The sequence below is a fragment of the Nesterenkonia suensis genome (assembly GCF_054782935.1).
In genome coordinates this window covers 114,603-130,468 of record NZ_BAAGRN010000001.1, presented here as the reverse complement: position 1 = coordinate 130,468, position 15,866 = coordinate 114,603, and the positions used below count along the sequence as shown (strand labels likewise).

General features: G+C 70.7%; 11 protein-coding genes. 3 read left to right on the top strand and 8 right to left on the bottom strand.

Features of this window, described 5'->3' with window-relative positions; all coding sequences use genetic code 11:
* Positions 1 to 56 precede the first annotated feature (56 nt).
* The 3 genes from ACYVKI_RS00525 to ACYVKI_RS00515 all read right to left on the bottom strand — a co-directional run bounded on the left by ACYVKI_RS00525 (position 57) and on the right by ACYVKI_RS00515 (position 4,393).
* On the bottom strand, positions 57 to 2,564 hold the full coding sequence (locus ACYVKI_RS00525; RefSeq protein WP_460688397.1) for an AAA family ATPase: 2,508 nt from the start codon (positions 2,562 to 2,564) through the stop codon (positions 57 to 59).
* Positions 2,565 to 2,716: 152 nt separating this feature from the next.
* Positions 2,717 to 3,865 carry a hypothetical protein gene (locus tag ACYVKI_RS00520; RefSeq protein WP_460688396.1) on the bottom strand — a complete coding sequence of 383 codons (1,149 nt, stop codon included), beginning with the start codon at positions 3,863 to 3,865 and terminating at the stop codon, positions 2,717 to 2,719.
* A 123-nt stretch (positions 3,866 to 3,988) separates the two neighbouring features.
* Positions 3,989 to 4,393 (bottom strand): DUF4870 domain-containing protein, encoded by a 405-nt coding sequence (locus ACYVKI_RS00515; protein WP_460688395.1) that lies wholly within the window; start codon positions 4,391 to 4,393, stop codon positions 3,989 to 3,991.
* A 150-nt stretch (positions 4,394 to 4,543) separates the two neighbouring features.
* Between ACYVKI_RS00515 and ACYVKI_RS00510 the strand changes: the two genes are divergently transcribed.
* The gene (locus ACYVKI_RS00510) at positions 4,544 to 7,186 is read left to right on the top strand and encodes a LuxR C-terminal-related transcriptional regulator (protein WP_460688394.1); all 2,643 of its coding nucleotides are present in this window, start codon (positions 4,544 to 4,546) and stop codon (positions 7,184 to 7,186) included.
* 62 nt (positions 7,187 to 7,248) lie between these two features.
* On the opposite strand, the gene ACYVKI_RS00505 is transcribed toward ACYVKI_RS00510, so the two are convergent.
* From ACYVKI_RS00505 to ACYVKI_RS00490, 4 genes are all read right to left on the bottom strand, one after another.
* Complete coding sequence (locus tag ACYVKI_RS00505; protein WP_460688393.1) at positions 7,249 to 10,260, bottom strand: FAD-binding and (Fe-S)-binding domain-containing protein; 3,012 nt, start codon at positions 10,258 to 10,260, stop codon at positions 7,249 to 7,251.
* A 156-nt stretch (positions 10,261 to 10,416) separates the two neighbouring features.
* Positions 10,417 to 10,923 carry a DUF3830 family protein gene (locus tag ACYVKI_RS00500; RefSeq protein WP_460688392.1) on the bottom strand — a complete coding sequence of 169 codons (507 nt, stop codon included), beginning with the start codon at positions 10,921 to 10,923 and terminating at the stop codon, positions 10,417 to 10,419.
* Between the two features lie 63 nt (positions 10,924 to 10,986).
* Positions 10,987 to 12,423 (bottom strand): amidase, encoded by a 1,437-nt coding sequence (locus tag ACYVKI_RS00495; RefSeq protein WP_460688391.1) that lies wholly within the window; start codon positions 12,421 to 12,423, stop codon positions 10,987 to 10,989.
* Positions 12,424 to 12,485: 62 nt separating this feature from the next.
* A complete protein-coding gene (locus ACYVKI_RS00490; RefSeq protein ID WP_460688390.1) occupies positions 12,486 to 13,478 on the bottom strand; it encodes a D-2-hydroxyacid dehydrogenase in 993 nt (330 codons plus the stop codon).
* A gap of 246 nt (positions 13,479 to 13,724) precedes the next feature.
* Here ACYVKI_RS00490 and ACYVKI_RS00485 point away from each other — a divergent pair, with 246 nt between their 5' ends.
* Both ACYVKI_RS00485 and ACYVKI_RS00480 read left to right on the top strand, forming a co-directional pair.
* Positions 13,725 to 14,495 carry a maleate cis-trans isomerase family protein gene (locus ACYVKI_RS00485; protein WP_460688389.1) on the top strand — a complete coding sequence of 257 codons (771 nt, stop codon included), beginning with the start codon at positions 13,725 to 13,727 and terminating at the stop codon, positions 14,493 to 14,495.
* 34 nt (positions 14,496 to 14,529) lie between these two features.
* Positions 14,530 to 15,297 (top strand): maleate cis-trans isomerase family protein, encoded by a 768-nt coding sequence (locus tag ACYVKI_RS00480; protein ID WP_460688388.1) that lies wholly within the window; start codon positions 14,530 to 14,532, stop codon positions 15,295 to 15,297.
* Positions 15,298 to 15,399: 102 nt separating this feature from the next.
* Here the strand turns inward: ACYVKI_RS00480 and ACYVKI_RS00475 are convergent, their stop codons facing one another.
* The gene (locus ACYVKI_RS00475) at positions 15,400 to 15,852 is read right to left on the bottom strand and encodes a hypothetical protein (protein WP_460688387.1); all 453 of its coding nucleotides are present in this window, start codon (positions 15,850 to 15,852) and stop codon (positions 15,400 to 15,402) included.
* Positions 15,853 to 15,866 lie beyond the last annotated feature (14 nt).

Genomic DNA, 15,866 nt, shown 5'->3' with positions numbered 1-15,866 from the left:
CACCGTCGGCCCCTGGGACAAGACCGCCCCGCCGGGCCGCGCCGTCCGGTGCCGGCTCAGTCCACTCCGGCCCAGGCGAAGAAATGCTCCGCGGGCAGCACCGGCTTCCCGTACTCCTGAGCCTTGCGGGCCTTGCCGGACTGCGTGCCCAGCTCGGCGACCACCAGTACATCGCAGCGGGTCTTGGTCACCGTCTTCACCGGCGTGAGCCCACAGGAGGCGGCCAGCTGTGTCATCTGGTCCCGATCCCAGCTCCGGCCGTCGGCGGAGACCGCCTCACCGGTGAAGCAGATCCGTGCCCCGGGGGCCAGCAGCCCGTGCAGCTCCTCACCGGCACCAGCCTGCAGCTGTTCCTCAGTGACGACCTCACGGCCGAGCAGCCCGCCGACGGCGACGAGTCGTTCGCCCAGCTGCGGGGTCAGCGACACCCGCGCCGCGGCTCGGGCGACCTGCTCCCCGACCGTCTGCCGGGCCGCGGCACGCCAGGAGTCCCCCGGTTCCCCCGCCATCGCGCCTGCCCGGCCGGGCACCGCCTCCCCGCCGTCGAGCAGGATCGCCCCGACCTCCCGGCCGACCTCCAGCAGTGCGGCCAGGCCGGGCATCTCCTCGAAGGTCGGTGACGGCGTCTCCGGGTCTCGGGTGAGCAGATGTCCGGTGGCCTGGACCGTCTCCTCGGAGGGTTCGAACGCAGTCGCGGATCGTGACGTCGCAGAGCCGAGCGGCCCCTCGGGGTCCTCCGCCGGCGCGGTGAGCACAGTACGCATGACCTGGCGGGCGGCGTCCATCGCGCGCCGCGGGGTCGGCCCGATCCAGCGACCATCGATGCCGAAGGGCATCAGCTCCACCTGCCCGAGCCGCTTGAGCTCGAAGTCGATCAGCCCCAGGGTGCGGTCGGCCTCCTCGGCCACCGGAACGTGCCCGGCGATCACCGGGGAGAGCACCGCCCAGGCCTCGGCCAGCGTAGGAGCGATGAGGATGTCCTCGGCGCTGATCCCGTAGACGGTCCTGGCGTCGGCGAGATCCCGCTGCGGGTTCACCAGCGTGCTCAGCCCGGTGCCGTCCTCAAAGGCCACGGCGATCTCCACCGGCCGCGGCCGGGACATCCGCCCCTCGTCGCCCACGGTGAGGATCGCCAGCGCACAGTGCCGTCGGGCAGCGGCCTCCCCGGAGGCGTCGCGCAGGAAGCGCAGGATCCGCCGGTCGGTCTTCATGTCCTTCGGGAGCACCGGACGGGTGAGCACCAGCCCGGACAGGGACGTGACGCGGCTCAGCGCCACATAGAGCTGGCCGAAGGAGAACGTGCCGCCCGAGAGGTCCACGATGAGCCGCTCGGCCGTCTGCCCCTGGCTCTTGTGCACCGTGATCGCCCAGGCCAGTTTGAACGGCAGCTGACGGTAGGTGCCCACCACCAGGTGGGCCACTGTGCCGTCGTGGACCTCGGGGCGGGTGATGTCCCAGGTGTGGGGGCCGACGTCGACCACCTCGCCGCCGCGCAGCACGACGCTGACCCGGGGTTCGCCGTCGTCGTCGACCTGAACGCCGAGCACATGCCCCAGGGTGCCGTTGACCCAGCGGCCGGACGGGTTATTGGTGAGGAACATGATCTGCGCCCCGACCTTGAAGGCCAGCCGCTCCTCCACCGGCCGGTCGAAGCCGTCCTGCTCCCCGCGGGTGATCGCACGGCAGACGTGCTCCTCCCCGGGCAGTCGTTCCAGGCGTCGGCGGTTGCGCGCGGCGGCGATCCGGTTGGTGGTGGCCAGGGTCAGCCAGAACTCACCCTCGGGCGGCTCGAAGTCCGGGTCCACGTGGCGGTTGAGATCTTCGCGGGCGGAACCGAGCAGCGCGCCTTCGCGGATGGAGTTCAGCACAGCGGTGAGCCGATCGTCGCCGAGCTGCCGGAACACCGTCGTCAGCGAGACGGTGGGGAAGTCATCAGCCCGATAGCTGTCCGCGGAGAAGAAGTACGGAGTCTCGTAGCGGGTCTCGAAGTGCCGCCGCTCGGCCTCGGTGACCACCGGGGGCAGCTGCAACAGGTCGCCCACCAGCACCAGCTGCACCCCGCCGAGACGTCGGCCCGGCTGCGGCCCGAACCGCTCCAGGGCGGCGACGAGCTGGTCGAACAGGTCCGCGCGGACCATGGATGCTTCGTCGATGATCAGCGTGTCCAGGGCCTTCAACGTCCCGGCGAACCGCCCCGGGTAGTAGCGGCCGTGGCGGATCTCCTCCAGGGTGATCTGCGGGTGAAGGCCGAAGAGCCGGTGGATCGTGTAGCCGTCCACGTTCAGCGCGGCGATGCCGGTGGGGGCGGCCACGACGACGGTGCGACCCGGCTCCGCAGCACGATCCCAGTCGGGGTCGGCGCCGTCTGACGGGACGTCCCAGCTGGCGCTGTCGGCGCAGCGACGCAGGAACTCCCGGATCAGCGTGGACTTTCCGGTGCCCGCCTTGCCGGTGAGGAACAGCGACTCCCCAGCCTCCAGGCGGGCCAGGGCCTCGGAGAATTCGTCGGTGAGGACGATCGCGCCGGAATCCGGGGGGCCGCTGGTGCCGTTGGTGCCGTTCATCGAATCCTTCCAGGGTCTGTCCACAGCGCGGTGGCACCTCCGCGGTGGCACCTCCGCCGGGATCTCCACCCTGCCAGAGCCCGCCGCGGCGAACCAGCAGGCGCGCATGCCACCAGCACCTGCGGGCGAAGGCTGGCGGACTCTCCGGTGGGTCAGTCCGCGTCCCGCTCCGAGGGCGGCACTCCAGGACCGAGCTCCGGCTGGAAGCTGATGTCCTGGTCCGAATCGAGGGAGGAGAACGTGTTGGTCACCGTCAGCTCGCCCTCGTCGAGCTCGTCCTCATCGAGGAGGAACCCGGTCCAGGACAGGTCGGAACCGCCGCTGGAGACGCAGCCTCGATCACTCATGCCCTCATCCACGTATCCCGCCCCGGAGGCGGTGACGACGGAGAAGTTGTTGCCGGTGCCCCGGCTCCAGCACACCTGGCCACCGGTCTCGTTGGCCGTCTCCACCTGGATCTCGAGCAGCACCTGGCCGTCGCTGACATGGGAGCTTCCGTAGTCGTAGCGGAGGTCGGCCTCCCTGACGGTGATCTCCACCTCTCCGTGGTCGAACACTTCTCCCACCAGATCGGTCTGTGGCACCGGCATCCGGTCGATCAGCTCCTCCTGGGACCCCAGTGGCACCTGAGCCGCGCTCTGACCGCCGGTGCCCAGCAGGATGACCGCGGAGTCGGCGTCGTAGGTCTCCAGATCCGTCGGTGAGATCCGGAAGCGCAGCTCCCCGGAGGCCGACGCGCCGCCCGGGACCTGTCGGAACTCGCTGGAGCCGCCGATCTCCACCACCGTCTCGGCGCCGCCCTCGTGCCAGCGCAGCCCAGTGGGCGGGTTGGCCGCCGCCGTCTCCTGACCCGGGTTGAAAGCTTCGACGTCGACGACGACCTCCACTCCGAGGACGCGGTCAGCAGGATCCTCATCGAGGTCCTCCACGGTGAGTGCCTGCAGGGAATACTCCAGTCCGCTGTGGAAGACCGTCTCCTCAAGGTCCTGCTCGTCGATGGGGATCGCCCCAGGCTCTCCCGGAGTCTCGTCCGGCTCTTCGTCCGGATCGTCGGCAGTCTCCTGCCCTGCCGCATCGTCCTCAGAGTCGGCGCCGCCGCCCTGATCCGTCTGGTCTTCGAGGGCCTCCTCCAGTTCGCCGAGCGCCTCCTCCGCCTCATCGGCCGCGTCCTGGGCCTCGCCAAGGACTCCGCAGCTGCTGAGCATCAGCAGCAGCGCCGCGCCGAGGCCGGGTCCGACGGCCCGTCGTCGGCCGGGCCAACGGTGAAGGGCCGGTGATGGTGTCCCGCTCATGCTCTCCATGCCTCCTCCTCAGCGATCGGCGCCGTCGCCGATCGGTCGATGGTGTTCTCCGCGTCGTCCGCCCTGGTCGCGTGCCCTACCGAGCAGGCCCGCACAGGCCACCGGTGGCGCCCGCCGGGACCCTCACCGGACCCATCCCTCGGCGATGCCTCCGATGATCGGCAGGCGGAAGTGTTCAAGCCGGTACCCCTTGACCGCCAGGATCACCCACAGCACCACCGAGCCGATGCCCACGATGACGAACAGCATCGTGGTGATGAGACCGAGGATCCCCAGGATCGAGGTCAGGATGAGCTCAGCCACCGTGAGCACGATGTACACGATGACGAGGGCGATGTTATAGAGGATCGACTGGGCCGCATGAAAGCGAACCTCGGGATGCCGCTGGGTCAGGAACATGATGAGCCCGCCGATCCAGGTCACGTACGCCAGGAGACCACCGACCTCGGGGGCCAGCCCCGACGCAGCGCCCCCACCCTGATGACCGCCCTGCGCACCGGAAGATTGTTCATTATGAAACGAATTCATTCCAGGTTATCCTCTCCAGCTCGATCTGATTCAGCCGCCCATGTGGTTGACTTATCCATGCAATATCCCTGAGACCAGGAGAGCAATAGCAAGAGATCTGCCATCGACGCAGAAACTGACGGCGACGAAGCCCACCAACGGAGAGGCCCTATGAGTCTTCCCCCTCACGTGAGCGGCACGGCAGTGACGTCCTTCCACACGGACTCCGTGGTGGAATCCCTCACCTCCGGGCAGTCTGTGCTGCTCACCGGACCCGCCGGAATCGGGAAGACTCACCTGCTCGGTCAGGCCGAGACGGCCCTGCGGCCCCTCCGCCCCCACTGCATCCGGCTCACCGCCGACCCGCTGGGGCAGGGCATACCGCTGGGTGTCTTCGCCGGCCACCTGACCCCTCCGATGCCCCCGGGCTCCCTCACCGCCTCGACCGGCCCCGTCGCCGAGATCCTCAGCCGGTTCGCCACCCGACGCTCCAGCACGGTGCTGCTGGTCGACGACGTCGAACACCTCGACGAGACCTCGCTGTTCGTCATCCATCAGCTCATCACCACCACCGGAGTCCCGACGGCGCTGACGCTGCGCCAGGTGTCCTCGGCTCCACCGACGGTGCAGTCCCTCTACGACGCCGGCGCCGTGCTCCCACTGCAGCTGACGGCGCTCAGCGGGGCGCAGGCGCGCCAGGCTCTGCGCGCGATGTCCGATCTGGAGCTCACTCCCCGGGCAGAGATACGCATCATCGACCGGGCCGGGGGAAACCCCCTGTACCTGCGGGAGCTGCTCGTCGGATCCCGCAGGGCCGGCCAGCTGCAGCTGTACGGAGAGTCAGCAGACCTCCCGACCGATCCCACCCCCACCGACCGACTCGTCGAGACCATCCGTGCCCGATTCGCCCCCTTCGACGAGGAGACGATGGACACGGTGGCGACCGTGGCGCTCGCCGGGGAGCTGCCCGCCTCGCTGGTTCCGTCCGCCCGGCGGGACGACCTCCTGCGGGAGGGCATCGTCGACCTCACGGCCGAGGACCAGCTGCGGATGCACCACCCGCTGCACGCGGAATGCGTCATGGCGATGCTCAGCGACGGCCATCGTCGCAGCCTGATGCGCCGGACGGCGCACCTGCTGCTCAGCCAGGGCGCAGATCCCGACGGCGACACCACGGCGACCAGCCATCGAGCCACCACTCTGCTGCTGCGGCTGGGAGACCCTGTGCCGGCCTCCTCAGCCCGCGCCGCCGCCCGACGGGCGCTGGCCGCCGGACAGGACGACCTGGCGGTGGCCGCAGCGGCCGCCGCCGTCTCCGAGGACCCGGACGACGTCGCCTCACGCTGCCTGCTGGCCGATGCGCACACCCTGCGCGGGGATCCGGAGCAGGCTCAGCCGCACCTGGAGGCCGCCGCGAACTCCGCCCAGGGTGATGCCGACCTGCTGCTGGTGGCCCGCAGCCGGGCGCGTCGGGCGGGGCTGGGGGACCATGACGCGGCCCAGGCCTGCCACGCGCTCCAGGAGGCCCTGACCAGGGTCCAGGACCCTGATGTGCACAGATCGTTGCAGTGGGAGCTGGTCCGCTGGGGCACGGCGGCGGGCATGTCCTCCGCAGTGCGTTCCGCGGACGCCGCACCCCAAGAGCCCGTCGACACCACCGACATGCTGCTGATGGCGATGTCCGGGGTGGTCACCGGTCCCCTGACACTGACAGAGACGCTGCTGCCCCGGCTGCGCCGACTCCAGCAGGCCTCCGCCTCCTCCACTCCGGAGACGCAGGGCCTGTTGGAGCTCGCCCGGGTGATGGCCTGCTCCTACACCGGGGATGTGCTGGCCACTCGCTCCCTGGTCCAGCAGGAGATCTCCGCCCTGCGCCACCGCAGCCCGGAGGCACTGGGCGCCCTCGAATATGCTGGCGCCGTCACTGAGCTGCTCAGCGGGGACCCCGTCGCAGCCCGGGACCAGTCCGGCTCAGCAGTGCGCCATCTGCGCTGGAGGGACCCGGTCGGCCTGCTGCCGGCGGCCCTGGCTCTGCAGTCCGCCGCCGCCCTGGTCACCGGAGACAGCCTCAGCGCCCAGGAGAGCCGGGAGAGGATTCCGCCTCCGGCCCTGCGCGATCCGAAGGTGCAGCTCTTCCTCGACTGGGCCTGTGCCTGGCAGATGGCCTGTGAGCGACGCCAGGAGCAGGCCGCCGGGAGGCTGATCGACACAGCCGGCCGCCTGTTGGAGAGCCGCCACACCTACCTGGCCGGGGCCCTGGCCCACTGTGCCGTGCGGGCTGGCCACCGGATCCCGGAGGCCCGGGAGATTCTGCGCTCCTGCACCGAGCTGGCCGGCGGCGGGCTGCTCCAGCTGCTGAACGACCACGCTGATGCGGCGCATCACGGTGATGCCGAGGCCCTGGCGCAGACGGCCGAGGACATGGCTGAGCTGGGCATGCTGGGATCAGCGGCCGACACATTCTCCGCCCTCGCCGAACGGGGCGGTCCCGGTGATGTCGACGAGCTCTGCCGCCGCCGCTGGAGCCGGCGGGCCGACCTGCTCCGCGCGCACCTTCCCGCCGGAGGCGCCTGCTGGTCTCCTCCGCGCCCGGCCTCGCCTCTGCTCAGCGGCCGCGAACTCGAGGTCGCCCGCCTGGCGGCGCACCGGCTCTCGACCCGCGAGATCGCCGACCGGCTGGACGTCTCACCGCACACGGTCACCAATCAGCTGAACGCGGCGTTCCGCAAGCTCACCGTCTCCAGCCGCGCTGAGCTGCGCACACTCTTCAAGGTCCCGGACCCGGCCGAGAGCCGCAGCGTGCGGCATCATTGAGCCGCAGACCTCAGGGAAGCCTGAATCTCAGGGAACCGCAGATCTCAGGGGAGCCGCGTGCCTCAGCCGCGCTCCGCCAGCAGCTCCGCCAGATGGAGGGCGTCGACGTCGGCGAGGTCGTCGAGCTGGATGCGGCAGGACATGCCGTCGGCCAGGATCACGGTCCCGCCGGAAGCCGCCGTCCCACCGGCGGAGCCCGCCCCGGCCGAGGCCACCGCAGCCTTCCGCACGGCCGGCAGCAGGTGCGTCTCCGCCACTGCGACACTGACCTCATAATGGCCGGCCTCCACACCGAAGTTCCCGGCCAGTCCGCAGCACCCGGGCACCACGGTGACCTCGGCGCCGGCCTGCTCCAGCAGGGCCTGGTCGGCCCGCCACCCGATGATCGAGCGCTGGTGGCAGTGCGGCTGTGCGAGCACCTGCAGCCCGCTCAGATCGGGCAGCTCGACCCGTCCTTCATCCACCAGCCGGTGCACCAGCTCAGCGAAGGTCAGCACGCCGTCCGCGACGCTCTGTGCCTCGGGTCGGTCCGAGAGCTGCACCAGGTCGCTGCGGAGCGTGGCTGTGCAGGAGGGCTCCAGTCCGATCACCGGCACTCCCGACTCCACCGGCCCGCGCAGCGCATCCACGGCACCGTCGAGCAGCCGCCGGGCCTGGTCCAGCTGGCCGGTGGTGATCCAGGGCAGCGCGCAGCAGGCCCTGCGCTGCAGCAGCCGGACCTCCAGGCCCTGTCCGCGGAGAAACTCGATCGCCGCCAGCCCGGACTGGGGGAAGAAATGATCCGTGAAGGAATCGGCCCACACCCAGACATCTGGCTGGCACCCGGCCTCGACCGACCGCCCGGGGGACGACCCGAGCTCGACCCGACTGCCGTCTGCGGCCCCTCGCAGGGCTCCACGCTCGGCGCGGTCCTGCCGACGGACTGCCCGCCGCAGAGTCTGCCGGGCGAAGGCCGGCACGGAGCGTCGCGGATCGATCCCGGCCGTCCACTTCGCGGCCGCCGCCAGCGGAGGCACCCGCATCATCGTGTTCACCAGGGGCGCCATCGGCGCAGCGAGCCGCGCCCAGAACGGCATCCGGCCCAGCAGGTAATGGGACCGCGGTCGCAGTCGACGACGACGGCGCAGCCCTCGAGTGCCGCCCTCCTGGGCGGCCTCGCCGACGTCGTAGGTCTGATAGAGCGCCTCGGACTTGTAGGCGGCCATGTCCACTCCGGCGGGGCAGTCCGAGGCGCAGCCCTTGCAGGAGAGACACAGGTCCAGCGCCTCGTGGACGGCCGGATCGCTCAGCCCCTTCACCAGCGTCCCGTCCATGGCCTCCTGCAGGATCCGCCCCCGGCCCCGGGTGGAGTCCTTCTCCTCCTTGGTGGCCAAGTAGGAGGGACACATCACCGACGGCGTCGACGGGGCAACACACTTCCCCACCCCGGAGCAGCGATGCACGGCCGCGCCGAAGTCGCCGCCGTCGTGGGTGTGCCGCATCCCCGGCCAGGGAAGTCCGCGGGTGGGCTGGGTGGGGCGCAGGTCCGCGGTGTGCGGGGCCGGGTCGGTGATGATGCCCGGGTTGAGCAGGTTCTCCGGGTCGCAGATCCGCTTGGCCCGGGCGAAGAGGTCCAGGGAGGTCTGGTCATACATGAACGGCAGCAGCTCGGAGCGCACCCGGCCGTCTCCGTGCTCGCCGGAGAGCGATCCCCCGTAGACGGCCAGCCGCTCCGCGCAGGTGCGCATGAACTCGGCGAAGACCCCGGTGCTGCCGGGGTCGCCGTGGGTGAAGGGGAAGTCGATGCGGCAGTGGATGCACCCGTCCCCGAAGTGCCCGTAGGGGTAGCCCTGCAGCCCGAAGTCGACCATGAGCTCCTCGAACTCACGCATCCAGACGCCCAGATGCTCGGGCGGGACGGCGGCGTCCTCCCAGCCGGAATGGGCCGGGGTGTCCAGACTGATGCCGGCCAGACCGGCTCCGTCCTCGCGGATGCGCCACAGCGCGGCCGCCTGCGCGGCGTCATCCACCAGTCGGGAGTCCACGCAGCCCGAGGCGGCCCGCACGGTGGCGATGACGTCGTCGGCGTCGTCCCCGGCGGCCTCCACGAACAGCCAGCTCTCCCCGTCCGGCAGCGGCGGCACCTGCTTGCCGGCGCCGCGGACGAGCGCCACCAGCCGGGAGTCCATGCCCTCACAGGCGATGAGTCGGCCCGGAGCCGCGGCCAGCAGCTGCGGCACGGCATCGGCGGCCTCGGCCACCGAGTGATAGCCCAGCACTGTCAGCAGTCGGCGAGGGTGGTCGGCCACCAGGTTGACCGTGGCCTCCAGCACCAGGCCCAAGGTCCCCTCGGTGCCCACCAGGAACCGGTCGACCCGTCCCCTGTTCTCGGGCAGCAGGTGCTCCAGGGAGTAGCCGCTGACCTGCCGGTCGAAACGACCGAAGTGGGTGCGCACATGGCCCAGGTTCGTCTCAGCCAGGCCGAGCAGCCGCTCAGCGGTGGACCCCGAGGCAGGCCCGGCGCCGAAGCTGCCGACCTCCCCGTTGCCGAACAGCACAGTGGCCGCCTCCACGTTGTCCGCGGTACGTCCATACCCGAGGGCGCGGGACCCGCAGGCGTTGTTGCCCATCATGCCGCCGATCGTGCAGCGCGTGTGCGTGGAGGGGTCGGGGCCGAAGCGCAGCCCGTGGCCGGCAGCGGCCCGCTGCAGCACCGCGTGGACGACCCCGGGCTCCACCCGGGCAGTGCGGGCCTCCGGGTCGATCTCCAGGATGCGGTCGAGGTCTCGGGTGTCGACGACGATCCCCGCGCCCACCGCGTTGCCGGCGATGGAGGTCCCTGCCCCACGCAGGGTGACCGGCACCCCGGTGGAGCGGGAGACCTCATGGACCGCGTGGAGCTCATCGACATGCTGGGGACGGGCGACCACCTGAGGGACCACCCGGTAGAGGCTGGCGTCGGAGGAGTACATGCCGCGGGCCAGGGCGGAGTCGTCCACCCGGGAGACGCGGGCACGGCGCAGCTGCTGAGCGATCTCCCGTCCGGCCTCCTGGGCGGAGCGCTCACCGGTGGCGGGGGGAACGGTCGAGGTCACGTCGTCGTCTCCTTTCACCGAGTGAGTCCGAACTTACCGGACGGTCAGCCCCACCCACAGGGCTGAGATGGTGAGTTCCAGCCTGAACTCGGCGATCTGACGGTCCATTGGGGCGGAATCTCACCCTCTCAACGTGTCTGAGGGGCGGGCGGCAGCTCAGTCCTCTCCGGCGCGGTCGAAGGCCAGGGTCTCACCCCGGGCGCCGTCCATCCAGATCGACTGGCAGGCTTCTGCCATGCCCTCCAACCCGTCCACCACTGTGGCGAACACATTGCCCGGGATCCACCCCTGGTCGCCGTTGATCAGCAGATTGTTCCGGCCGTAGAACAGCGCCAGATCAATGATCTCCGGCCGCTCCCGCACCCCTGCGGCCTCCTCGTACCCGTAGCCGGGGTTGCCGAGGTCGTCCGGATCGAAGCGGAACCAGCACACGTCCCCAGGGATCGGGGTGACGGTGGTGTTCTCCTTGCCGGGATCGTACGCGGCGAAGCCCGGCAGCAGGTTGTAGATCTCATTGCGAGCGTACTTTCCGTGGTAGACCTGCCCCGCCTGCGGGAGCGCGTCCCAGACGGCCGTGCAGGTCCGTGGCGCGAGATCGTCGAGCAGCCGTGCGGTGCAGCTGACCCCGCGCCGGGCCAGGGTGATGCTGATGTAGCGGGCCATGGTCCTCCTCGAGCGGTCCGGGCCTCAGTGCACAGCCTCAGTGCACAGCCTCAGTGCACAGCCTCAGATGGCCGACGTGCGCGCGGCGGGCTCCACCGGACGGACGAACCTCTCCCCGGAGGCCTGTTCGAAGGCCCGGGCCGCGCGCAGGACCAGGCGGTCCTGAGTGCGGGCCCCGACGATCTGCAGCCCCACCGGAAGCCCATCGGAGGCGACTCCGCAGGGCACGGAGGCGGCCGGCTGCTGGGTCATGTTGAACGGGTAGGTGAAGGGGGTCCAGGAGGTCCACAGGTCCGAGTGCCAACCCTCAGGGGCCTGGCGGGTCTTGTCGAAGGCGGTGATCGGCATGGTCGGAGTGACCAACAGGTCGTAACGCTCGTGGAAGGCACCCATGCGCACGCCGAGGTCCATCCGAGTCGCCGTCGCGCCCAGGTAGTCCAGCGCGGTGGCGTCTCCGTACTGCTCGATGCCGGCGCGCAGTCCGGGATCGACGTGCTCCACCGCGCCCGGCCCGAACGCCTCCAGCACTTTCGCCGCGCCGGTGAACCACAGCACATGGAAGGCCTCCACCGGGTCTTCGAAACCGGGGTCCACCTCTTCCACCACCGCTCCGGCGCGCTCCAGCACCGCGACCGCCTCGGTCACGAGACGCTCCACCTCCGGATCGTTCTCGACGAAGCCGAGAGTCCGTGAGTAGGCGATGCGCAGCCCGTCCACGCCACCCTCAAGGCCGTCCAGGTAGGAGGCCGAAGGCGTCGGCAGGGCGGCCCAGTCGCGGGAGTCGAAGCCGGTGATGATGTCCATCAGCAGGGCCGCGTCGGTGACGGTGCGCGTCATCGGTCCGGCGTGGGCGAGGGTCCCGAAGGGCGAGGCGGGGAACATCGGCACCTGCCCGTAGGTGCCTTTCAGCGCGACAGTGCCGGTGAAGGAGGCAGGGATCCGCACCGAGCCGCCGGCATCGGTGCCCACGGCCCAGGGGGCCATACCGGCGCCGACGGCGGCCGAGGCCCCTCCGGAGGAGCCGCCGGCGGTCGTGGCCGGGTCCCAGGGGTTTCCGGTCGCGCCGCACCGGATGCTGTCCGTCGTGCCCTTCCAGGCGAACTCCGGGGTGGAGGTCTTCCCGACCAGCACCGCCCCGGTCTCCTTCAGCCGCGCCACGCAGGGGGCGTCGACGTCCCAGGGGCCCTCCTCACCGATGAGGGTGGACCCTTTGTACGTGGGCCAGCCCTTGGTGAGGAACATGTCTTTGATGGAGGTCGGCACCCCGTCACCGGGGCCGAGGGTCTCACCGGACTGCCAGCGGCGGGCGGAGGCCTCGGCAGAGGCCCGGGCGGACTCGGGGTCCACCAGCACGAAGGCGTTCAGCGCCCCGTCATGCCGGGATATCTGGTCCAGCACAGCGTCGGTGGCGTCCACCGGGGTGAACTCCCCGGCCCGGTAGCCCGCGATGAGCTCGGTCGCGGTCAGCTCCGCGAGGCTGCTGGTGGTCCGACGGTCCATGGGTGACCTCCTGTGTGCCGGTGATGGGGCGACTCCGTGCCCCGGTGTGGTCTCGGGCGGAGTCAGGGCTGCTGGCGGGGCACGTAGCCCTTCTGTTTGTCGACGACGTTGTGCAGGGTCTCTCCGGCGAGCCAGCGCCGGGCATTGCCCAGGAACTGCTCGGCGAGCGCGTCGCGCCAGCCGATGACGTCGCCGGACATGTGGGCGGAGATCAGCACATCCTCGCGCTCCCAGAGCGGGGAGTCCTGCGGGAGCGGCTCCTGGTCGAAGACGTCGAGCGTGGCGAAGCCCAACGGACCCTCCTCCAGGGCGTCCACCAGGGCGGCCTCGTCCACCGTCTCGCCACGGCCGATGTTGATCAGGTGCGCTCCCTCGGCGACGGCGGTGAGCGCCTCGGCGCCGAGCAGCCCGGTGGTCTGCGGGGTCAGCGGGGCGGCGTTGATGATGACGTCGGCGGTGCCGATGTGGCCGACGAGGTCACCGCTGGCGATCACGGTGCCGAAGTCGGGGTCCTCCTGCCGGGCGGTGCGTCCGGCGGCGAAGACCTCGACGTCGACGGCACGCAGCAGGGCGGCGATCTCCCGTCCGATGGCACCGGTGCCGATGACCAGGGCCGTGGTGCCCTCCACCCGCTGGGTCTCGCGGTGCTCCCAGGTGCGCGTCTGCTGACGGCGCAGGCTGCCGGGCATGTCCTTGGCGCGGGCCAGCACCGCGCCGAGCACGTACTCGGCGATGGGTCGGTCGAAGATGCCCTGGGCGTTGGTGACCAGGACGTCGGAGTCGGCGAGCTCGTCGAAGAGGAGCTTGTCCACCCCTGCGGCGGCGACGTGGATCCAGTCGAGGCTGTCGGCGGCGTGCCAGGCGTCGGAGACGGCGCTGGAGAAGAAGTCCCAGAGGAACAGCGCGTCGGCGCCCTGCAACGCGTCGGCGAGGCCGTCGGCGGCGGTGCAGCGGATCTCGGCCCGGTCCTCGAGCTCGTCCAGGCCGGGAGGCTCGGCGTAGGGTCCGTCGTCGTCGGGGCACAGGACGGTGATGACCGGCAGGGAGTCCGCCATCCGTCACCTCGCTTCCAGAAGTGGGGCGTGCTGAGCACGGTGCAGGGTCGTCGCGGCCGACCGGGAGGGACTGGATCCCTGGTGCGCCGGATGAACCCGGTGAGCGATGTCTCCCGGAGACCGCGGTTTCCCCTCCCCGGAAGGTCTTTCCGAGGCCGGGACCGTGCCGCTATGCTATGAAGACCTCACGAAGATTGTCAACAATCTTGCAGGAGCTGATCGCACCGCCTCTGATTGGAGCGGCCCATGGCCCTCACCCCCTTCCCCACGCACCGTCGCCAGGTGCCGGCGGTCGGCGTCGTCGTCCCCTATGACATGGCGCTGGACCGAGAGCTGCGCGCCTTCACCCGCGACGACTCCGGGCTCGACCAGCTGGACCTACTGTTCACCCGGACCCGGCACGAGCCCCTGGCCGTGACGGTCAAGCAGGCGCGGGCGATCTCCCGACCGAAGGCGGTCGGCGAATGCGTCCGCTCCGTCTCAGCAGTCACCCCCTCCGGCTACGTGTACGCCTGCACCTCCGGCAGCTTCGTGCGGGGGATCACCGGCGAGCAGAACCTGCTGCGGGCGATGGCCGGCGCCGGCGGAGCGCCCTGCTTCACCACCTCAGGAGCTCTGCTCGCCACCGTCCAGGCCCTGGGTGCTCAGACGATCGCGACGGCGACACCCTACGACGACGCCATCACCGCCCAATTCGCGGCCTTCTTCGCCGAGGCCGGCATCCACCTGATGAGCAATTCGAACCTCGGGCTGGCCGGCCGCATCTGGGAGGTCCCGCCCCAGCGCACCTACGACCTGGTGCGCGAGGCCGACTCCGACCGCGCCGAGGTCGTAGTGGTCTCCTGCACGAACCTGCCCACCTACGAGGTGCTCACCCAGCTGGAGCAGGACCTCGGCAAACCGGTGATCTCCGCCAACCAGGCCTCGGTCTGGGCAGTCCTGCAACACTTCGGACTCCCCTACCACGGCCCCGGGCAGGCTCTGGCCCAGCTCGCCCCCTCCCGCGCGACCGCCTGACGCCTGACGCCTGACGCCTGACGAAGGAGCATCCATGACTCTCCCTGCACAGCACCCTGCACGGGCGACCCCCGCCGTGGGCATCCTCTACCCAGGCCACGCCGCCGAGGACGACTACCCAACCTTCGAGGAGACCGCCGACGGCGCGGTGCACCTGCCGCTGGTGCACACCACCATCGGCGTCGACGAGCACACCCCGGAGTCTCTGCTGGAGACCGGATCTGCCCGGAGACTCGCTGACGGAGCCCGGCGCCTGATCGCCGAGCATCCGGTGGACTCCGTGATGTGGGCCTGCACCTCCGGCAGCTTCGTCTATGGGTACGACGGCGCCCTCGCACAGGCCCGCGCGCTGCAGGAGGTCGCCGACGTGCCGGCGTCCTCCACCTCACTGGCCTTCCTGCATGCGCTCCAGGCCCTCGGCGTCGGTCAGGTGGCGGTGGCCGCCTCGTACCCGTCGGATCTGGCCGCACACTTCGAGGCGCTGCTCGCCCGGTCCGGGGTCGACGTCGTCACCTTCGCGGCCCACGGGATCTTCACCGCCGCGGAGGTGGGGCTGATGGGCCGCGAGGACGTCGTCGCGATGGCCCGCGCCGTGGATGTTCCGCAGGCTGAGGCGATGCTGATCCCGGACACCGCGATGCACTCGCTGGGCTGGATCCGACACCTGGAGGACGCCCTGGACAAGCCGGTGCTGACGGCGAACCAGGTCACCGTCTGGGAGGGCCTGCGGCTCAGCGGCCGGACGGTCCCCGCGCTGCCAGCGCTGGGGCAGCTGGATGCCGTGGACGCACGGGCACGATGAGCCTGCGTCCGGGCTGCGCCAGGGCCACGTCAGGGCCTCGTCAGGGCCTCGTCAGCTTTCCTTCGCGGCGCCTCAGGACGATCCAGGATCCTCGCCGACAGGTCACTGGTGCCGCGTGGCGAGCATCGCGCGGACCCCCAGGGCGATGCCACCGGTGACCGCGCCCCAGAGCGCGTTGACGAGCAGGACCGTCGGGATCGCGATCGGGTGGGCGAAGGGGCCTTGCAGCTCCCCGGTGAGGATCGGTGAGAGCACCGCGGAGAGGCCCATGCTCAGCACAGCGTAGGTCAGCCCGGCAAGCACGAGCGTGAGGAAGGGGCGAGGTGCGCGGGCGATCACGACGACGGCGATCCAGACCGCGGAGATGACGACGGTGGCGCCGATCGCGAGGAGGCCTTTCATCAGGCCACCCTCCTCACCGGTGACACCGGTGATGTGCATCAGGGGTCGGATCAGCGCGACCGCGCCGAGCAGAAGGATGAGCCGCCACGACACTCTCGCGGTGGAGTCTGCGCCGGGGACTCTGCGGACGTATGGTTCCTCGGTGGTGTTCATGCTCTCGACGCTAC